The 21,619-nt window shown below is 34.0% G+C and carries 18 protein-coding genes; 11 read left to right on the top strand and 7 right to left on the bottom strand.

What is annotated here, in order from left to right; all coding sequences use genetic code 11:
• Window positions 1-65 precede the first annotated feature (65 nt).
• On the top strand, window positions 66-1,553 hold the full coding sequence (locus KA926_RS06690) for an aldehyde dehydrogenase family protein (RefSeq protein WP_210143929.1): 1,488 nt from the start codon (window positions 66-68) through the stop codon (window positions 1,551-1,553).
• Window positions 1,554-1,788: 235 nt separating this feature from the next.
• Here the strand turns inward: KA926_RS06690 and KA926_RS06685 are convergent, their stop codons facing one another.
• Window positions 1,789-3,018, bottom strand: coding sequence for an NADH-dependent flavin oxidoreductase (locus KA926_RS06685; protein WP_210143927.1), 1,230 nt, complete (start codon window positions 3,016-3,018; stop codon window positions 1,789-1,791).
• A 307-nt stretch (window positions 3,019-3,325) separates the two neighbouring features.
• Between KA926_RS06685 and KA926_RS06680 the strand changes: the two genes are divergently transcribed.
• From KA926_RS06680 to KA926_RS06650, 7 genes are all read left to right on the top strand, one after another.
• Window positions 3,326-4,330, top strand: a complete 1,005-nt coding sequence (locus tag KA926_RS06680) for an LLM class flavin-dependent oxidoreductase (RefSeq protein WP_210143925.1) — start codon at window positions 3,326-3,328, stop codon at window positions 4,328-4,330.
• Window positions 4,331-4,356: 26 nt separating this feature from the next.
• A complete protein-coding gene (locus KA926_RS06675; protein ID WP_019469141.1) occupies window positions 4,357-4,689 on the top strand; it encodes a glycine cleavage system H family protein in 333 nt (110 codons plus the stop codon).
• A 3-nt stretch (window positions 4,690-4,692) separates the two neighbouring features.
• Window positions 4,693-5,481: a protein-ADP-ribose hydrolase gene (locus tag KA926_RS06670; RefSeq protein ID WP_210143923.1), complete on the top strand. Its 789-nt coding sequence runs from the start codon at window positions 4,693-4,695 to the stop codon at window positions 5,479-5,481.
• Window positions 5,474-6,358, top strand: coding sequence for an SIR2 family NAD-dependent protein deacylase (locus KA926_RS06665; RefSeq protein WP_210143921.1), 885 nt, complete (start codon window positions 5,474-5,476; stop codon window positions 6,356-6,358). The genes KA926_RS06670 and KA926_RS06665 overlap by 8 nt, the downstream gene beginning before the upstream one ends.
• 9 nt (window positions 6,359-6,367) lie before the next feature.
• Window positions 6,368-7,390, top strand: a complete 1,023-nt coding sequence (gene lplA, locus KA926_RS06660) for a lipoate--protein ligase (RefSeq protein ID WP_210143919.1) — start codon at window positions 6,368-6,370, stop codon at window positions 7,388-7,390.
• Window positions 7,391-7,709: 319 nt separating this feature from the next.
• The gene (locus tag KA926_RS06655) at window positions 7,710-8,699 is read left to right on the top strand and encodes a Gfo/Idh/MocA family protein (protein ID WP_210143917.1); all 990 of its coding nucleotides are present in this window, start codon (window positions 7,710-7,712) and stop codon (window positions 8,697-8,699) included.
• A 224-nt stretch (window positions 8,700-8,923) separates the two neighbouring features.
• Entirely contained in the window at window positions 8,924-10,144 is a 1,221-nt protein-coding gene (locus KA926_RS06650; protein WP_210143916.1) for a putative glycoside hydrolase, read from the top strand.
• A 92-nt stretch (window positions 10,145-10,236) separates the two neighbouring features.
• Here KA926_RS06650 and larC read toward each other — a convergent pair whose 3' ends face one another.
• Genes larC through KA926_RS06620 form a run of 6 tightly spaced genes read right to left on the bottom strand, consistent with a single transcriptional unit; the run spans window position 10,237 to window position 16,647 of the window.
• Window positions 10,237-11,412 carry a nickel pincer cofactor biosynthesis protein LarC gene (gene larC, locus KA926_RS06645; protein WP_210143914.1) on the bottom strand — a complete coding sequence of 392 codons (1,176 nt, stop codon included), beginning with the start codon at window positions 11,410-11,412 and terminating at the stop codon, window positions 10,237-10,239.
• A gap of 5 nt (window positions 11,413-11,417) precedes the next feature.
• The gene (gene larB, locus KA926_RS06640; RefSeq protein WP_040030314.1) at window positions 11,418-12,188 is read right to left on the bottom strand and encodes a nickel pincer cofactor biosynthesis protein LarB; all 771 of its coding nucleotides are present in this window, start codon (window positions 12,186-12,188) and stop codon (window positions 11,418-11,420) included.
• Between the two features lie 32 nt (window positions 12,189-12,220).
• Window positions 12,221-13,030, bottom strand: coding sequence for an ATP-dependent sacrificial sulfur transferase LarE (gene larE, locus KA926_RS06635; protein WP_210144077.1), 810 nt, complete (start codon window positions 13,028-13,030; stop codon window positions 12,221-12,223).
• A 42-nt stretch (window positions 13,031-13,072) separates the two neighbouring features.
• On the bottom strand, window positions 13,073-14,335 hold the full coding sequence (gene larA / locus KA926_RS06630; protein WP_210143912.1) for a nickel-dependent lactate racemase: 1,263 nt from the start codon (window positions 14,333-14,335) through the stop codon (window positions 13,073-13,075).
• A complete protein-coding gene (locus tag KA926_RS06625) occupies window positions 14,332-15,495 on the bottom strand; it encodes a 2-keto-3-deoxygluconate permease (RefSeq protein WP_210143910.1) in 1,164 nt (387 codons plus the stop codon). The genes larA and KA926_RS06625 overlap by 4 nt, the downstream gene beginning before the upstream one ends.
• A 21-nt stretch (window positions 15,496-15,516) precedes the next feature.
• Entirely contained in the window at window positions 15,517-16,647 is a 1,131-nt protein-coding gene (locus KA926_RS06620) for a glycerate kinase (RefSeq protein WP_210143909.1), read from the bottom strand.
• A gap of 138 nt (window positions 16,648-16,785) precedes the next feature.
• On the opposite strand from KA926_RS06620, the gene KA926_RS06615 reads away from it, so the two are divergent.
• The 3 genes from KA926_RS06615 (at window position 16,786) to KA926_RS06605 (ending at window position 21,619) form a co-directional block, all read left to right on the top strand.
• Complete coding sequence (locus tag KA926_RS06615) at window positions 16,786-17,865, top strand: CdaR family transcriptional regulator (protein WP_210143907.1); 1,080 nt, start codon at window positions 16,786-16,788, stop codon at window positions 17,863-17,865.
• 312 nt (window positions 17,866-18,177) lie between these two features.
• Entirely contained in the window at window positions 18,178-20,814 is a 2,637-nt protein-coding gene (ppdK, locus tag KA926_RS06610; RefSeq protein ID WP_210143905.1) for a pyruvate, phosphate dikinase, read from the top strand.
• Window positions 20,804-21,619: a pyruvate, water dikinase regulatory protein gene (locus KA926_RS06605; RefSeq protein ID WP_107523425.1), complete on the top strand. Its 816-nt coding sequence runs from the start codon at window positions 20,804-20,806 to the stop codon at window positions 21,617-21,619. Before ppdK ends, KA926_RS06605 begins: the two co-directional genes overlap by 11 nt.

Below are 21,619 nucleotides of genomic sequence, written 5' to 3'. Positions count from 1 at the left end.
GTTAGGTTAACTATAGGCTTAAATAAAGTTATTATCAATAACACCAAAACAAAGGAGAGATTGTCATGACAGTAAATATAAAAGATTATGTTGATGAGAATTATGGATTGTTAATTGATGGTGAATTTGTAAAAAGTAATAGTGGAGAAACATTAGAAGTTGTTAATCCAGCTACAGGAGAGATACTATCAAATATTTCCAAAGCTGACGAAACGGATATCGACAAAGCTGTATCATCAGCCCAAAGCGCTTTTGAATCATGGAGTTTAACTTCTAAAACAGAGCGTGCGAATTTATTAAGAAAAATCAGTGAAAAATTGATGGCAAATAAAGATAAACTTGCAATAGTGGAAACCTTGAATAATGGTAAACCGATTCGTGAAACTTCAACGATTGATATACCATACGCTGCAAGACATTTTAACTATTTTGCAAGTGTTATTGAAACACATGAAGGTTCGGTTAATGATATTGATAAAGATACTATGAGTATCGTACGTCATGAACCTATTGGTGTTGTAGGCGCTGTAGTAGCTTGGAATTTCCCAATGCTCTTAGCAGCATGGAAAATTGCACCAGCCATTGCTGCAGGGAATACAATTGTTATTCAGCCATCTTCCTCAACGCCTTTAAGTTTATTAGAAGCAGGAAAGATTTTTCAAGAAGTATTGCCAAAAGGTGTGGTTAATATCGTAACTGGTAAAGGCTCAGAATCAGGCAATGCTATTTTTAATCATGAAGGTGTAGATAAATTATCATTTACAGGTTCAACAGATGTCGGCTATCAAGTTGCCGATGCAGGTGCAAAACGTATTGTCCCTGCCACATTAGAACTTGGTGGTAAAAGTGCCAATATTATTTTGGATGATGCAAATTTAGATTTAGCTGTTGAAGGTATCCAACTCGGTATATTATTTAATCAAGGTGAAGTATGTAGTGCAGGCTCACGTTTATTGGTTCAAGAAGGTATATACGACACGTTAATTTCTAGATTAAAAGAGGCATTTTCAAATATTAAGGTTGGTGATCCATTAGATGAAGATACTCAAATGGGCAGCCAAACGAGTGATGAACAGATGAATAAAATATTGTCTTATATCGATTATGCTGAACAATCAAATGCTGAGGTGTTAACTGGAGGAAAGCGTATTGTTGAAAATGGATTAGATAAAGGATACTTTATAGAACCAACGCTGATTGCAGTTAGTGATAACCAAAATAAATTAGCGCAAGAAGAAATCTTTGGTCCTGTTTTAACAGTAATTAAAGTGAAAGACGATCAAGAAGCGATTAAAATTGCTAATGATTCTGACTATGGTTTAGCAGGTGGGGTATTCTCACAAGATATTACTCGCGCATTGAATATTGCTAAAGCAGTTAGAACAGGCAGAATCTGGATAAATACGTATAACCAAGTGCCTGAAGGCGCACCATTTGGTGGTTATAAAAAATCAGGTATTGGTCGTGAAACGTATAAAGCAGCATTGGGTAATTATCAACAAGTTAAAAATATATTTATTGACACAAGCAATGAATTAAAAGGCTTATATTAAACATTTGCCAATACACTTTGTGAAAATAGTATTAAAAAGCAGCCTCGAAAATTAGAACGTTAATTTTCGAGGCTGCTTATTTAAAAATGTTTAACAAAACATGATTAAAACAAGTATCAAAGCGCATCTTAGTACATTTTGTAACTCGTTATTAAATATTGAATTTGTTGAATACATGTATGATGATTTTCATCGTGTGTGCTTTTAGAATCATAATTTTTATATCGTGGATGTCTTATGTCCCATTTTTATGATCTACTTCTTTATAGTTTACTTCATCATAATTTGTTTCAAGTTTACGCAATTCATCTCGAGTTTCTTTCTTTAGTCCTTCACCATAATCCATCATTTTTACAATATCTTTAAAAGCAGCATAAGGGATAGCTAATTCATCTATATCTTCCAGAGTTACATGTAAATCAATGTCATTTGGTCTTTGTTCTTTTAATTTAGTAACGAAGTCTGGTTCAGTGACGAATGGTGATGACATGCCCACCATATCCGCATTTTGTAAGGCATCCAAAGCACTATCAGGAGAATTAATACCTCCGCTGGCAATGAGTGGAATGCGTCCGTTGAGATATTTATAAACGACCGCATTGACATATTCTCCGTTATATTTTCCTTCAGAACGTACTTTATTTTGATAGATTTGACGTCCCCAACTTGCAATCGCTAAATATTGAATGTCGGTAGTTTCTAACACCCAGTCTAAGTGACGGTTAAACTCATCAACAGTGTAACCTACATCACTACCACGTGTTTCTTCGGGTGTGGCACGATAACCTAAAATAAACTGTGAAGGTGCTTCTCGATCAATAACATTTTGAACAGCTTTTAATATTTCTAATTCAAAGCGTGATCTATTCTCTAAATTTTGGCTACCATATTCATCGGTCCTTAAATTAGAGAAAGTCGAGAAAAAAGTTTGGATTAATAACCGTTGTGCAGCTGAAATTTCAACACCATCAAATCCCGCTTTAATTGCACGTGATGTCGCATCTGCATATTGCTGTATAACGGATTTGATTTTGTCTGTAGTCATAGATAAAACTTCATGCTTAATTGGAGAATTTAAGGTCATCGCACTTGGACCATATACTTGACCAAACTTTAAAATAGCTTGATTTGAAAAACGACCAGCATGCGTAAGTTGTAGTATTGCTTTGTTGCCATCTTGTTTCATAGCATTAGCTAAAGTTGTTAAGCCAGGAATACAACTATCATCAGTAATGCTAAAACCATATTCAAATAATTGTCCATAAGGTTCTATATAAGCGGCACCAGTAACTTGAAGCGGTGCTGAATGTGCACGACGTCGTGCATAGTTAATATCTGCTTCTGTGATATGTCCGTCTTGTGTAGAAGAATTAGTCGTCATTGGAGATAAAACAAAACGGTTGTTTAAGACAATACCATTTGGCAATGTTAGTGGCTTTAATAATGCATTGTAATTCTTATTCATAATTATAACCTCTATCTTCGTTGTTATTAATAATTTTAAAGTAACACTTAAATTTAAAAGGGTCAAAACGATTAAAAAGTAGAAAATTTTTAAGCAAAATCTAACAAAAATTCTCTATATCCGTTATCCTATAAGGTGTAGACAATTTAAAGTGGACGCATGTTGTATTAAGTAAAGTGTATAGTGATGTTACATTGCATTTATCTTAACTGAAAGTCATAAGATACTCAAATATACTTCTTGCTTTAAGAACAATCGTTAACAAAGCGTATTGTATAATGTATGATTGGTGGAGGTGGTAATTCACGTGGTTCAATTTAATGTGTTAGATTATGCTGTGATTGACGAAGGCAAATCTGCCGAAGAAGCTTTACAAGATACTGTTCGATTAGCACAGTTAGCTGACAAACTCGGCTATAAACGTTTTTGGTTAACAGAACATCATAATGTACCAGCATTTGCATGTAGTAGTCCTGAATTATTAATGATGCAAATTTTAAATAAAACAAAAAACATTTCTCTGGGGTCAGGTGGGGTGATGTTACCTCATTACAGCCCATATAAAGTTGCTGAAAACTTCCGTATGTTAGAAGCACTTCATCCTGGACGTGTCGATTTAGGTATTGGCAATAATGCAGGTACTGCTCAAGTGAAATCGGCGATGAATGAAACAAAATCACACTTTTTAGACTACGGGCAGTCTATTGAAGATGTGAGACATTATTTAACAGAGCAACAGACGCAGCAGCGACATCATCGCGTTGTAGCACAGCCAAGTACGAAATTCATACCCAGCATGTGGTTGCTAAGCACCAGTGTAGCATCGGCTAAAAAGGCGGGGGCACAAGGTATGGGTTATACATTAGGTACTTTTCTATTACCTAATGCTAAAGCAATAGCTAAAGCAAAAGATAGTGTGAAAATGTATAGAGACGCATTTCAACCATCGTCATTAAATATGGTGCCATCTGTGATGATTACTGTCTTTATTGCATTAGCTGATACAGTAGAAGAAGCAGAAACTTTGGGCCAAAGTCTAGATATATGGTTATTAGGTAAGGAACAGTTTGCTGAATTTGAACGTATGCCCTCGCCTGAAACAGCACAATCTTATCATTGTACAGAGAAAGATGAGCGACAAATAGCTCAAAGTCGTGCACGCATCATTGTGGGCACCAAAGAAAGTGCGAAGCCACAAATAGATCGCATGATACAAGATTTTAATGCAGATGAAGTCATGGTGGTGCCTTTGATACCGAGTATTGAAGCACGTTGTCGAGCTATTGAATTGCTTGCAGAAATATATTTATAAATTATTTATGAAGGGAAGTATTTATTATGAAAAAATTAGCGAATTATTTATGGGTAGAAAAAGTAGGCGCACAATATGTTTATAGTATGACGCCAGAGTTACAAGACGATATAGGTACAGTTGGTTACGTAGAATTTATAGGTAACGATGAAGTGAAAGTAGATGACGAAATAGTAAGTATTGAGGCTTCTAAGACAGTGTTAGATGTTCAATCTCCTTTAGCTGGTACGATTGTAGAACGAAATACAAAAGCAGAAGATGAACCAACAATTTTGAATTCAGAAAAACCAGAAGAGAATTGGTTAGTTAAATTAGAAAATGTTGATGAAGCAGCATTTAACGCACTACCAGAGGCATAATATATGCAACAACAAGAGCGCTTATCTTATTTAATTGAATATTTATGGCGTGAAGCACATGGTGAAACAACTTTAAATTTACCGGAAAATGAAACATCACGTTGGGAAATGTATAGAGGGCTCGCCAATGTAAGATTACCTCGACCTATTGCTGACACTTATTTAGATGTACAAGATGCATTTTTACAAACGATGAATCGTCAACATGTTACTCATATTGATACATTGTCGCCAATGATTGGTGATGATGTATTTTTATGGCAAGGAGATATCACTCAACTCAAAGTAGATGGGATAGTGAATGCAGCAAACAGTCAATTATTAGGTTGTTTTGAAGCTAATCATAATTGTATTGATAACATCATTCATACTAAAGCTGGGGTACAGTTACGTTTGGCATGTCATGAAATTATGGAAGCACAAGGGAAAAAAGAAGGTATAGGAAAAGCTAAAATAACATCAGCATATAATTTGCCAGCCCAATATGTAATTCATACAGTAGGGCCACAAGTTCGCAAATTACCTGTATCTGATATGAATAAAGATTTGTTGGCACGCGCATATCGAAGTTGTTTAGAAATTGCAAAACAACATTCGCTAAAAAGTATAGCGTTTTGCTGTATTTCTACAGGTGTGTTTGGCTTCCCGCAAGCAGAAGCTGCAAAGATAGCCATTAACACTGTATTGGATTATAAAAAAGAGCATCATATAGATGATACGAAGATTATTTTTAACGTGTTCACTGATACAGATGCACAATTATATAAGGAGGAGCTAAAACGTTATGACTGAAACAACATGGCGTGTTATGTCAACAAAACAAAGTAGTCAATCTGATGTATTAGCACAAGCTATAGATGAAGCAGATGCAGTAGTTGTAGGCATAGGAGCAGGTATGTCTGCATCAGATGGGTTTAAGTATATAGGAAAAAGATTTACCCAAAATTTTCCTGATTTTATAGAAAAATATGGCTTTTTTGATATGTTGCAGGCAAGTCTGCATACATTTGAAAGTTGGCAAGAATACTGGGCATTTCAAAGTAGATTTGTTGCATTGAATTATTTAGATCAGCCAGTAGGTGCATCCTATGTTGCGCTGAAAGAAATACTAAAAAACAAAGCGCATCATATTATTACCACTAATGCAGATAATGCGTTTGCAGTTGCTGGTTATGATTTGGACAAAGTATTTCATATCCAAGGTGAATATATTCTATGGCAGTGTAGTCAACATTGTCATCCACAAACCTATAGAGACGATGAGGCAATCCGTCAAATGATCCAAGCGCAATCAAATATGGAAGTGCCGCGCGAACTTGTACCACATTGTCCCAAATGTGATGCACCTATGGAAATTAATAAGCGAAAAGCACAAGTCGGTATGGTAGAAGATGCAGATTTTGAGGCACAATTATCTCGTTACAATCAGTTTCTTGAAAATCATAAAGAAGGGAAAGTCCTATATTTAGAAATTGGTATTGGTTATACTACACCTCAGTTTGTGAAACATCCTTTTCAACGTATGACAAAACAGAATCCTGATGCATTATTTATGACATTAAATAAAAAAGCATATAGGATACCTCAAAATATACGTGAACGAACAATACATTTAACGGATGATATTTCGACATTAGTTTTAGAAGCAAATAATAAATTAGCAAAGTAGGAGAAAACTATGTATTTAATTGAACCGATTCGAAATAGTGAATATATAACAGACGGTGCAGTTAATACTGCAATGCAAGTCTATGTAAGTCAAAATATTTTTTTAGATGATGATATTTTATTACCTTATTATTGCGATCCAAAAGTAGAAATAGGTCGTTTTCAAAATACAGCAGTAGAGATTAATCAAGAATATATAGATGAACACGGTATACAAGTGATGCGTCGTGAAACTGGAGGTGGCGCAGTTTATGTAGATCGTGGTGCTGTAAATATGTGCTGTCTTTTACAAAATGATAATTCGATATATGGTGATTTTCAAAAGTTTTATGAGCCAGCAATTCAGGCGTTACATAATTTAGGTGCTACTGAAGTCGTTCAAAGTGGGCGTAATGATTTAGAGATTAATGGAAAGAAAATTTCTGGTGCTGCAATGACTTTGATCAATGGACGTATCTATGGTGGTTACTCACTCTTATTAGATGTTGATTACGAAGCAATGATTAAAGTGTTGAAACCGAACCGTAAAAAAATTGAATCTAAAGGAATTAAATCTGTTAGGTCGAGAGTTGGAAGTATTCGTGACAATTTAGCAATTAAATATCAAAATATTACTATACATGAGTTTAAAGACTTAATGATTAAACAATTATTGGGCTTAGACGGTATCAATGACGTTAAACGTTACGAACTAAGTGAAGCAGACTGGCATGCAATAGATGAAATGGTGGCAAAAAAATACAAGAATTGGGAATGGAACTATGGACGTTCTCCACGTTATGAATATAACAGAGATGCGAAATTAGCTGCAGGCACCATTGATATTACACTAGCCGTTGAACAAGGTCGTATTGTTGCATGTCGTATTTATGGTGATTTTTTCGGACAAGGTGAGATTAATGAAGTTGAACAGCAACTGATTGGTGTTCGAGTTGTTAAAGCAGATTTGCTTGATGCTTTAAGTGAAATTGATATTCCTTACTATTTCGGTAAAACGTCAGCAGAAGAACTCGTTGAATTAATTTTAAGTTAATAGCACGAGTGAACATTTGCTAAGATCAATGTAGTGGTAAATGATTTGTAGACAAGTAGTTATTTCTTGGGAAATAGCGCAAAACCACATAATAAAGTAATATTAACTCAACATTTAAAATTGTCCTGAAACATTCAAATATAATTATATACAGATGATAAGGTGAACAAACAAACTGTGACGTATTATGCATTATAAGGCTGAACAGATAAATATGACAGCCTTTATGATCGTAATGGATGATTTGATTTTTGATTCGAAAAAGTTGCATTTAATTCAATATAGACAATAAATTTTTATGATAAAAAAGGGGAAACTTATGAATATAGGTGTAGTTGGAGCCGGAAAAATTGTAAAAGAAGCATTGCCAGTGATGTCAGAGGTACCTGAAATTCATATACAAAGTATAGTGACTACTGGACGTAATCCTGAGAATGTAGCTCAATTGCAAAAGCAATTTGATATTAAACAAGTCTATGAAGATTATCAAGCGTTTATAGAAGATGAAAAGATAGATACTGTTTATTTGGCTGTTCCAAATCATCTTCACTTTGAATACGCACGTAAAGCAATAGCGCAAAAGAAGCATGTGATTTGTGAAAAACCATTTACATTAACTGCAGAAGAGCTCATCACACTAAAAGATTTAGCCGAGAAACAAAATGTGATTATAATTGAAGCTATTACAAATTTGTATTTAAGTAATTACGACGTATTAAAGCAAAGCATACCAGAAATTGGGAATTGCAAAATTGCTCAGTTCAACTATTCTCAGTATTCTTCAAGATTTGATGATTTTAAAAATGACATTATTCAACCAGCATTTGACCCGAGTAAGGGCGGAGGCGCATTAATGGATATAAATGTTTACAATATCCATTTAGCAGTAGGCTTATTTGGTAAACCTAATAAAGTGACATACTTTGCAAATATTGAAAAAAATATCGATACTTCTGGTATCTTACAATTAGAATATGAAGATATGAAAGTGGTTTGTATCGGGGCTAAAGACTCTAGTTCTGATAATCAATCTTATATTCAAGGAGACAAAGCTACAATTAATCTTAAAGGTCCTACAAACGAGTTGAATGCATTCGAATTAAAATATCATACTGGTGGTACACAGTATTATCAAGTAAATGCACACAAGCATCGAATGTATGAAGAATTTGTGAAAATAGAAAAAGTAATTCGGGAACAAAATACTATATTTGCAACAAGACAATTAGAACACAGTATTCATGTACTAGATGTGTTAGAGCAAGCATTAACGAGTGCAAATTTAAGCATAGGACCTTCAATTAAATAAAATTTGGATACAGTTGATTTCATAATATTAAAAATAACAGCTAAAAGACAGAAATAAGTTGTCAATACGTCAGTTGATAACTATTTCTGTCTTTTTTTGTAAATAAAAGTCTTGAATTTATATTGTTTAAAATATTAAAATACTATAATATGTATAGTGTAATACTTATTTGTCATTGAATTGTTTTTGTCATTGAAATGATTAAGGGGAAGGGAGATAATTTAATGAGGGTTTGGAAATTTATAGTGATGCTACTTGTGGCCGCTTTAATGATGTCAGCTTGTAACAGTGGTACTAACAATGAAAAAGAAACAAATGGAGGAAAAGAAAGCTCAAACAAATCGAATAAGCATACATATAGTGATATTGACTATCCAAAAGACGGTGTGAAAGGTATCTATGTCACACCTAATTCAGCAAATGGTAAAAACTTTGAAGAGCTCATTCAATTTATTAATGAAACAGAATTAAATGCCATGGTAATTGATGTTAAAGATGATGAAGGAAATATAACGATGGACTTTAAAAGTGATAATAAATTAATTAGCAGTAATACAGTGAATCGTGTTGATGTGAAAAAAATCATGAAAGCGATGGAAAAAAACAATATTTATCCAATTGCACGTATTGTTACATTTAAAGATTCTAGATTATCTCAAAAAAAACCGGATTGGTCATTTAAAACGTCTGACGGTAATGTTTGGGAAAATGAAGGTGGAGATAGTTTTTCAAATCCTTTTAATGATAAAGTATGGAATTATAATATTGCAGTCGCAAAAGAAGCGGCTAAAGCAGGATTTAAAGAAGTACAATTCGACTATGTTCGATTTCCTGAAGGATTTGAAAATAAGGATAAATCACTACAATATTCAAGTGGAAAATATAAAAATAGTGATTTGAATCATGTTGAGCAACGTGTAGATACGATTACTAATTTTTTAAAAACTGCACGTAAAGATTTGAAATCATACGATGTTCAAACATCTGCTGATGTTTTTGGTTACGCAGCTACTGTTAAAGAAACACCAGGTATTGGGCAAAGTTTCCCTAAAATCGCGAAGAATGTAGATGTCATTTCATCGATGATTTATCCTTCACATTGGAGTCCGGGTGATTTTGGGTTAGAAGCTCCAGATACAGAACCTTATAAAACAGCGGATCGTTATCTTGATAAAGAAAAAGAAGCACTGCAAGGTATCGACCCTAAAAAGGTTAAATCTCGCCCATGGCTTCAAGATTTTACAGCCTCTTATTTAGGAGAAGGGCAGTATAAATCCTATGACAAAGCGGAAGTAACTGCACAAGTACAAGCGTTAAAAGATCATGATATAAATGAATTTTTATTATGGGATGCTTCTGCTGACTATACGAAAGGTGCCGATTACAATCCGTCAAAATATACCAATCCGGATGCTCAAAAGCCAGAAAACACAAAAAATAATTAATCATATATAAAATAAGCCTATAACTGATTTTACAGCATCTCAGTTATAGGCTTATTATATTAGGAATTATGTGTCAAAACTTTTTAAGGAGTTCAATCAATCTGTATATGTTTTTGAATCTCTTGATTAATATGATTATATACATGTAAGAATGGTTTGTTGGCTTGAATTGTGGCGTTTCGCACATCTTCAAATTCTGGTTTTGCCTTAATTACTTTACCGTTTAACATTGCTGTTTTTACTAAAATCGCTCCATAATTTGTATGAATTGTTTCGAATTGTCTATGGAGCACTTTACGATTAACCGTGTAACTTCTAATACCTAATGTCGATGTATTTTTTAAAACATAGTCTTCGAAAAATTGTGCATTTTCTATCTTACAAATGACTGTAATTTGAGTGGCTGGCCTACTTTTTTTCATAGTGATAGGTGTGAAGTATGCATCTAATGCCCCATCTTCTAAAACTTGTTCAAGAAAGTAACTTAGCATTTCAGCAGACATATCATCAATCTGACTCTCTATTACTTGGACTTGCGTGGGTGTATTATCTTTAGATTTGAATTGAATTGCTCTTAATATGTTTGGAAAATCAAAGTCTTTGGTGCCACATCCATAACCAATCTGCTCTATTGTGACAGAAGGTAAAGGGCCAATTTTAGATGTTAATGCTTTAATGAAAGCTGCTCCGGTTGGTGTCGTTAATTCGCTATTAATATCAAAAGAAGCGAGTGGTATACCTTTTAAAATTTCTGCCGTTGCAGGTGCAGGAACAGGGTACAATCCATGAGCGATATTTACTTTACCTCCACCTGTTGGAATTGGAGAAGCGTGTAATTCATCAATTTTCAAATTTTCTAAAGCAAGGCAGCCACCGATAATATCGATAATGGAATCCATAGCGCCTACTTCATGAAAGTGCACTTCTTCGACGGACATCCCATGAATTTTAGCTTCTGCATGTGCAATCGTATCAAAGACTTTTTGGCTTCGTACTTTAACTCTTTCAGGTAAATCGCTATCCTGTATCATATTTGTAATATCAGCAGCTGTTCTATGATGTGTCGTTTCACTAAAATCAATGTTTAGATGCTTAGCTTGAATACCTTGCTTGTTTTGATTAGAAAAGTGCAACTTAAAATCATTAAGTGGCAACTTTTGTAAATGAGATTCAATGTAACCTATATTTGCACCTAAATCTACTAGAGAAGATAGCAGCATATCACCTGCAATACCAGCGTGACAATCTAAATATATTGTATTTGTCATATCATTCACTCCATCCCTGAATGTTGTTCCAACATATTGACAATCATAGCAGCATTATAACCACCACCGAAGCCATTATCAATATTAAGTACACTAGAACCAGGTGCACATGAATTAATCATTGATAACAATGTTGTGACACCATTTAGATTCGCACCATAACCAATACTAGTCGGTACGGCATAGACAGGGTGGTCAACTAAGCCAGCAACTACGCTTGCTAACGCACCTTCCATGCCAGCTATTACTACAGATACATTGCAGTTGCGAATATCATCAATATGAGCGAAAAGTCGGTGGATACCAGAGACCCCAACATCGTAAAATCTTTTTACGGATATCCCCATTACTTCTGCTGTTATAGCAGCCTCTTCCGCTACAGGAAGGTCAGATGTGCCAGCGCAAATGATAGCAGCTTGACGTTGTGTTTTGGTAATATGCTCTAATGATGTACAAACGATTTGTGCTGTTGCATGATATACCAATTGAGGATATGTTTCACAAATAAAATTGGCTTTTTCATTATTGACACGAGTAATTAATATTGTTTCTTCGTGTAATATTAATGAGTGGATGATTTTCACTAATTGTTGTTCAGTTTTACCTTCGCCAAATATTACTTCTGGAAATCCTTGTCGCTTTCTACGATGCAGGTCAATTTTTGCAAAACCTAATTCATCGTATTGATTTAATTCTACTTTAGCCTCAGATATTGATAGTTGATCTGTTTTTACAGCTTGCAATAATGATTCAATGGAATCATATTTATCTGTCATAGTTAAACCCCCTTTATATTATAGCGTTCAAATTAAGATTGTATGACCTCATTCATACTACCTGTACGATAGCCTTCTAAGTCAATTGTGACATAGTCAAAACCCAGTTCTTTAAGGCGTAGTGAAATTTGGTTTCTATGTTGAATGATTGGAACAATATCCATTTCATCAACTTCGATACGCGCAATGTTGTCATGATAACGTACTCTAACGTTATTAATATCTAAATTTAAAATGAATTTTTCCGCTTCATTAACTTTATTAACTTTGTTGAAACTAAGTGGTTCACCATATGGAATACGAGAAGCTAAGCTACAGAGTGCTGGCTTATTCCAAACAGGTAAGTCATTTGTTTTACTAAGTTCTCGCACTTCTTCTTTATAAAGTTCAACCTCTTGTAAAACGCTTCTCACACCGTATTCAGATCTCGCTTTAAGACCAGGTCTGAAATCTGAAATATCGTCCATAATCATGCCGTCTAACACATAATTGAATCCAAATGTTTTTCTTAGATCTTCTAGTTTTGCGTATAATAAACGTTTGCTGTAATACCAACTGTCGGGAGTGTTTTCAATAATGTGTGGTTCTTTTAGTTCTTCTATTTCAGTCTCTACAATATCTGCATTTAACGTGTTACCGAGTTGAATCGCTTGATTAAATTCTTCGTTTCTAAATAATTCTGATTTAACTATCACTGCTTTTACATTATTGATACCTAATACATCAATTGCTTTTTTTAGGACTAAGCTACTATCAACACCGCCTGAAAAAGCAATAACGACTGTTTCCATTTCTTTTAAAATCATTTCAAGTTTAACTTCTTTATCTTGTAATTTAGTCATCATTTAAAATTCCTCCTTTAATATTTTTGAACGCATTGAAAATTATGATTCTACATACGGTATAGTAAGGGGACCTAGTGGCATAACTCCAATACTCATGTCTTTTCCATATTGTTGTTCTAAAGATTTTAATGTTGCTTCAATATTTGAAACAGGATGTAACATAGCATCTTTTGCTTGTTGATCAGTTAATTTGGAATATAAATACACATCTGCAAAAGTCTGAATCACAGCCTGTTTTTGTACTTGCCACTGGTCTAGCATGGCGAAGTTTGGGTCATTAATCATTTTGACAAGTGCTTCTGGGCTGTCTGCCATCTTCAGTATTTCTGCATAATTACCATGATTTGGGAAACCATCGCTGCATTCAGATAACATGATAATACTGCCTCCTTCTTTAACCACTTTATGAGCAGCACTCATTCCCTTGACTGTTTGATATAAATTTTGATCAAGTGGATAACCAGAATTAGATGCGATAACGACATCAAAACGATGGTCACATTTGAACATAGCGTGTTTTTTAGCATAAGCACATCCCAAATCATGTGCTTTATACAGTTCTCCAGCAAAGACTTCTGTAATTTCTTTTTCTTTGTTCAATGTTACATTGAGCATGAAGTCAGGTTTGCACATGCCATTAATTTCTCGAGTCATATCTTGCACTGGATTATCTGTCATATTCCCCCAAGTAGAACGAATATCACCGATCATTTTAGCATTGTGAAATGTCATGATCGTTTCTATACCTGCAATACCAGGCATAATTCCTTTTGGTCCTCCTGAAAATCCAGCAAAGAAATGCGGTTCTATAAAGCCAGTTACAATTTTGAAATCAGAATTTACATAATCTTTGTTTAAGTAAACATCACATCCGTATTTACTATGACCAACTTTTTTTAAAGTTTGTTTATCATTACAATGATTATGTACAATTCTAATGTTGTTTACGATATCTTCACCTAACATTTGTATCAATTCATCTTCGGTTTGATCTCGATGTGTACCAGTGCCGTTGATGATGACAATATTTTCTAAAGGTACATGTGCAAGGGACTCTACAATAAGTGGTACAAGTATATGATTCGGCGTAGGGCGAGTGATATCACTAATAACGATTGAAACTGTTTGATTGGATTGTACTAAATCTTCAAGCGGTTCCGAATCGATAGGATTCTTTAATGCATCGCGTATGGCTTGTATATCATTATCGAGTGCAGGTATAGGTTTTGGCTCTATTAAGACGCTATTTTCAGGTAATTCTATATTAAGGTTTGACTTTCCATATAATATCTCTGTATTCAAGGTCGATCTTCCTCCTTATATGAAGCGCTTTCATAAAAGCGCGTGTTTATTTGCGCATTAGAATGTGTTTTGGCCGAGTGAGCAACATATTCCTTTGTTCCATATATTCCTTTACTTTTTTGATACCTATCGACCAATATGACTGCTATTGGACACAATATTGCTGTAGTAATAGCTGAAATTGAAATTTGTGCTGTCGCGATAGGTGCTACTTTCTCAATCATAGCAAACTCACTTTGACTCAGATTACCATTTGCGAGCGCTGTAGAAGCAGCAGCAACTACTGCAGCAGGTGTAGATACTGCGTTACCTGCTGTAGATGATTCAGAAATTGGTGCAATTACACTCTTTTCTTTAAATATTTTAAAAGCAATGATACCAGTAAATGCGGTACAAATAAAGGTCAATAGTGCTAACGTTAAGCCTCCTGATAATACGGAAAAATTAAAGAATTCAGCTAAATTCATACCAGCACCTAAAGAAAAGGCGAAAAAGGGGATGAGTATGGTTTCACCAGGACGTAAAAATTCTGATATTTTAGGGTCAAGATTTCCTAATATCATACCTATACTTAAAGGTAAAAGCACAGAAATAAATGAAATGATTGGAAAGGTTGTACCAATAAATCCCAATGAAATCAAAGTTAACAATGGTCCATCATTAATAGCAAGTATGGACAGACCACCTACATCTGAACGATTCCCATAAGTACTGGTTAGAGCAGCATACATACCACTATTGCTATTTGTCATTGCTGCAATTACAGCTATTGTAGACAAACCGAATAATCCACTCCAAGGATCAAATATTGATCCTAATAAGAGTCCTACCGCTAACCCAGAAAAATATTTTGTTGTTGTTAATAGCATACCTTTTTTTAAGGCTTTACCTCCAATTTTTAAATTCATTTGACTTCCTACACAAAAGATAAAAAGTGCAATTAAGACAAGTGCACTATCTTTGAATAGTTCTTGTGAAAATCCCCCGATTTGAAGCATTTCGTAATGGCCTTGTTCAGTTTTGGGTGCACCGAGTGACTTAAGTAGATTCATTATAGGGCTTAAATGTAATTGATCAACGGTGTTTATAGTAGCGCCTAAAAGTAATGGGACTACCATCAATCCTCCAGGAATTTTTTCTATTGTATCTTTAATTCTCATAACTAACATCCCCTTAATATGTTATTGGTTATGGAAAAATGTTTTTACAATATTCTTGGTTGTTTGTTTTATCAATTTTTCCGATTTTGAAAATGTTTCTTCTAATGACATAGGTCCGTTACTTAAACTAAAAGCGCTGAGAATACCACTGTCTTTTAGGTCTTTTGCATCAACTTCTACTGATCCTCCTATAAAAATAACTGGAATATCATATTTTTTGGCACATTGTGCAATGCCGATTGGTGCTTTTCCATAAAAAGATTGTTTATCAATTTTTCCTTCTCCAGTAAGAATTAAGTCTGCTTGTTTTAAGTATTTTTCGAATTGTATATATTCCATAACTACCTGAATACCTTCTTTAAAGTAACTTGGGAAAAACGCTTTGAATGCACCTCCTAAACCACCTGCTGCACCAGCACCAGGTAAATCGTGTAGTCTAACGCCTGTGGTATGTTCAACTAGATTAGCCCAATGCGTGAGATTATCATCAAGTTGTTGCATATTTTGTGCAGATGCACCTTTTTGTTTTCCAAAAATAAATGATGCACCATTAGGTCCTACTAATGGATTTTGAACATCAGTTGCTATAATAAAATTGCAATGATTTATTCGAGGATCAAAATTTGATAAGTCAATTTGAGCTAAACTTTGTAGTTCGCCACCCCCAAAATTTATTGAATGATTTTGATTATCTTTTAACTCTGCCCCTAAAGCTTGTAACATGCCAGCGCCAGCATCATTTGTAGCTGAACCACCAATCGCCAGTATGAAATTTTTATATCCTTGACTCAAAGCGTGTAAAATTAATTCACCTGTACCATATGTTGTTGTAGATAAAGGATTTAATGCATCTTGGGCCAAATGCTTTAATCCTGAAGCTTCTGCCATTTCTATGACACAAGTATGATTATCTAAAACCCCGTATTGAGCTGTTACTTTGTCTCCAAGAGGTCCGGTTACACTGACCGTAGTAAACGTCCCATTTGTTGCATTTACTAATGCTTCCATTGTGCCCTCACCACCATCACCGATTGGTAAATCATGAATGGTAGATTCAGGGAAAATTTCCAGTATGCTATCTTTCATATACTTTGTTACTTCGCTTGCCTTCATACTTCCCTTAAATGAATCAGGTGCTAATATGATTTCCATTGTGAATTTCTCCTTTTAAGAAAGTGCTTTCTAAAATGTATTGTTTTAAGTTTAACGATTTTATTATATTGAAAAAAGGGTTAAACTATACAAAAATAATGATTTGAATTTGTATATAAATAACAAGTGGTGAGATGAATGGATATATTGACTGAAGAAATGGCAACGCTAATCGTTAAAGAAACAGCTAAAAGAACCAAAACTAATATTAATATTATGAATTTTAATGGAGTAATTATTGCATCCTTCGATAAAAGTCGTATCGGTACGCTTCATGAAGGTGCTATAGAAGTGTTGAAACAAGAAAAAACAGTGGTAATCAACCAGAAAGATAGTTTACATTTTAAAGGTACGCAGGCAGGTATTAACTTACCCATTATTTTCCAAGATAATATCGTTGGTGTTATTGGTATTACAGGCAATCCTAATCAAATAACACATGTAGCAGACTTAGTTAAAATGTCTACAGAATTGTTACTTTATCAAAATTATTTTACGTACGAATTGGAGGGACAAATACGAAGTCAAGAGTTATTTATAGAGGAGTTATTAAAAAGTGAATCATCAAAATCCTTTATTCAATATTTAATGAAACAACTTAATATTGATTTATTAACTTATAGAAAATGTATCATTATCGATATCGAAAAACAGATATTTTCTAGAAATAGTATTGTTCGTTCATTAACGAGCAGGATAGATGCTAGTTCATTTACAATTGCATTTACGAATTATAACCGCATCGTTATTCTTGCTACTGCTCATTCGATGCAAGCTTTAGATAATAAAATTAATAATATATACCAAATATTTCAAAATTTAGAGCTGAAAGTCCAAATTGCTTCAAGTCTTATGTTTAAAAGATTAAAAGACTTTAGAAATGCATATGAAGAGTGTGAGTTGGTGTTTATGTTAGCTGAAAATGGAAAGATCGTGACTTCATTTGAAGATGTGGAAGAAAAAACACTTTTATATCAAATTGATAAAAATATAAGAGAACGATTTAAAAAAAGGATATTAAGTAATGTGGATCAGCAGAGTATAGATACACTAAAAGCTTTCTTTCAAAATGATTTAAATATAACGCAAACTTCTAAAAAATTGTACATCCATAGAAATACTTTATTGTATAGGTTAGAAAAATGTGAAAAAGAAACAGGGTTAAATCCTAAAAAGTACTCTGATGCTGTCAAATTACAGATTGCAATATGGTGTTAATAACGAAAACAATCGGAGTGTTTTATAAGAAAGTTTAACAAAAATGATTGGAACAAAATTAAAAATATTTTTAATAATTAAAGCTAAATGTATCTTTATTTTAATTATGTCATACATTAAAAATTAAAAGTCCTAAGCATATCGTGAAATCGTATTGCTTAGGGCTTTTTTTATATGGATTTAATTTAACTGAACAGATTAAAGAAGGTGAACGATAAAAGTAATCGTAAAAATTTGGTTGTTTTTTATAAAGCAATATGACATACTCAATAATAATTAGTATGACATATTAAAAATTTGAGGTGAATCTGTATGACGAAATATATTTATGCATTTGATGAAGGTAACAAAGCTATGAAAGATTTATTGGGAGGTAAAGGGGCTAATTTAGCTGAAATGAAACGTTTAGGGTTACCTGTACCGGATGGTTTCACCCTTACTACTGAAGCGTGTATTGAGTATTTAAAGCAAGGCGCTCATCTTTCAGATGAATTAGTTGGGCAATTACATGAGCAATTAGAAGCATTTTCTCAACGTACACAAAAATCATTTTCTTCTAAAGAATCACTTTTATTAGTGTCTGTAAGAAGTGGTGCAAAAATTTCCATGCCTGGAATGATGGATACTATTTTAAATTTAGGGCTGAATGATATTAATGTTAAAACGTTAGCAGAAAAGACAAATGATGCACGTTTTGCATACGACTGTTACCGTAGACTGTTACAAATGTTTGGCGAAGTAGTATACGGCATACCGATGACGTCATTTGATACATATTTTAATCAATATAAAGAACAACACCATTATCAAAATGATGCAGATATCCCAGCTGAAGGTTTAGAAGAAATATGTGATTATTTTAAAGGTGTTTATTTGGAAGAAGTATATAAACCATTCCCACAAGAGCCGATTGTGCAATTAACAGAAGCAATTGAAGCAGTTTTTAAATCATGGGATAATGATCGCGCACGTGTATATCGCCAATTAAATGAAATACCACACGATATTGGCACAGCAGTTAATATCCAAGAGATGGTCTTTGGTAATAGTGGTGCACAAAGTGGTACAGGTGTTGCATTTACGCGTAATCCAGTGACTGGTGAAGCAAAATTATTTGGTGAATACTTGTTAAATGCCCAAGGGGAAGATGTTGTTGCTGGCATTAGAACGCCAAAAGATATCAGTACATTGAAAGCACAAATGCCTCAAGTCCATCAACAATTTATAGAAGTTTCCCAACAATTAGAAAAACACTATAAAGATATGCAAGATATTGAATTTACTATTGAAAACGAGCAATTATATGTTTTACAAACGCGAAGTGGTAAAAGAACTGCTAATGCAGCGATTCATATTGCAGTAGATTTAGTGGAAGAAGGTATAATTTCTAAAAATGAAGCAGTTATGAATGTTGAAGTAAAATCAATTGACCAATTATTGCATCCTAATTTTGATGATAATGCCCTTGAGAAAGCTACAGCTGTTTCGAAAATGGGACTTCCTGCTAGCCCTGGTGCTGCGAGTGGTGAAATCGTATTTTCTGCGGAAACTGCAAAATTGAAAGCAGAGCAGGGGGATAAAGTGATATTGATGAGACCTGAAACTTCGCCTGAAGATATAGAAGGTATGGTCGCAAGTGAAGCGATAGTTACAACACATGGCGGTATGACTTCTCATGCGGCAGTTGTTGCCAGAGGAATGGGTAAATGTTGTGTGACTGGATGTTCAGACGTTGAAATTAATGTTATAGATAAAAAAGTAACATATCCTAATGGAACATTAAATGAAGGAGACATTATCTCAGTTGATGGTGCTAAAGGTGATATTTATTTAGGTGAAGTTGAAACGATTAAAGCTGAAAGAAGTAAAGCTTTTGAACAATTTATGCAATGGTCAGAAGCAATAGCAAGATTAGATGTACGCATGAATGCCGAAACACCACAAGATATTCAAGCAGGTTACCAATTTGGTGCGAAGGGCATTGGTTTAGTTCGTACCGAGCATATGTTTTTTGGTCCTGAACGTTTAATTGAAATGAGACGTTTCATTTTGTCTGATACACAGGATAAAAGAATTAATGTTTTAAATAAAATTAAGGAATATCAAAAAGAAGATTTTGAAACTATCTTGAAGTTATCTGGAGAACGTCCAACAATTATTCGTTTGCTTGATCCGCCTTTACATGAATTTTTACCTAAATCAACTGAAGAAAAAAATAGTGTAGCAAGTCAACTCAATGTCACTGTTTCAGAGTTAGAACATTATATTGAAAGTTTAAATGAAGTTAATCCTATGCTAGGGCATCGTGGATGTCGCTTGGCGATTACTTACCCTGAACTTTATATTATGCAAGCAGAAGCTATTATGGAAAGTGCATTGAAACTTAAACAACAGGGCATTCATTGTCAACCTGAGATTATGATTCCGCTTGTATCTACTGTTTCAGAATTTACAACGTTAAAGTCGCAAGTTGTTGAACGCATTGAAGCTTTACAATCTGAAATGGGGGCAAGCGTTCATTACATGATTGGAACAATGATTGAAACGCCAAGAGCATGTCTGATTGCTAGAGATTTAGCACGAGAATGTGACTTCTTTAGTTTTGGGACAAATGATTTAACACAATTAACGTTTGGCTTCTCACGTGATGATGCTGGTAAATTTATTAATGCCTATTCAGAACAAGGCATATTAACGATAGATCCATTCCAAACACTCGATATAGATGGCGTTGGACAATTAATTAAACAAACAACAGAACAAGCAAAAGCGGCAAATCCAACGATAAAAATTGGCGTATGTGGAGAATTAGGCGGTGACCACAAATCAATTCAATTCTTTAATCAACTAGATTTGGATTATGTATCATGTTCTCCATTTAGAGTGCCAGGTGCCTTATTATCAACTGCTCAAAGTGAAGTTGAAGGCGGTAGATTGCGTGTTAAATGATAATGAAAAAAACCAGCTAACGCTATTCGTTGTATCTGACTCTATAGGTGAAACAGCACAGAGAATGATTCATGCGACATTAACACAATTTCCAGATGTCACGCGTATAGAAATTAAAAAATTTCCTTTTATTAAAAATCAAGAAGAACTACTCAATGTACTTTCATTGGCTAAAGCGCGTGGTGCAGTTGTTATAACGACTTTAGTTAATCCAGAATTTAATAAAAAAGGGCTGGCTTATGCTCAAGAACAACAAATTCCGTATGTTGACTATATGTCTGATTTAATTAACATTATTCAAGAACATACGAATTGTTCACCTATTTTAGAAAGTGGTGCTTTGCGCAAGTTGGATGACAACTATTTTAAAAGAATTGAGGCAATGGAATATTCTGTTAAATATGATGATGGTAAACATTTCACGGATATAGGAGAAGCTGACGCTTTAATTTTAGGTGTTTCTCGTACGTCAAAGACGCCTTTAAGTATGTATTTAGCGAATAAAGGTTATAAAATAGCTAATATTCCTTTAGTTCCAGAAGTTGATATTCCAGATGAAGTCTTTAGAAATAAAAATTTAAAAGTATTTGGTCTGACAGCGAGTCCTACTTATATCTTAAATATTCGTACGGAACGTGTGAAAGTTTTAGGTTTACATGGACCTACAGATTATAATAGTGTCGATAGAATTAAAGAAGAGTTGATGTATGCCGAAGAAATATTTGCTAAATTAAATGCTACAGTTATTAATACGGAGTTCAAATCAATTGAAGAGTCAGCATTTTATATTGAAAAGTTTTTATAA

The organism is Staphylococcus sp. GDY8P94P (assembly GCF_017892255.1).
Classification (GTDB): Bacteria; Bacillota; Bacilli; order Staphylococcales; family Staphylococcaceae; genus Staphylococcus; species Staphylococcus cohnii.
The sequence above is the reverse complement of the archived record's forward strand: the minus strand, read 5'-3'. Positions and strand labels throughout refer to the sequence as shown.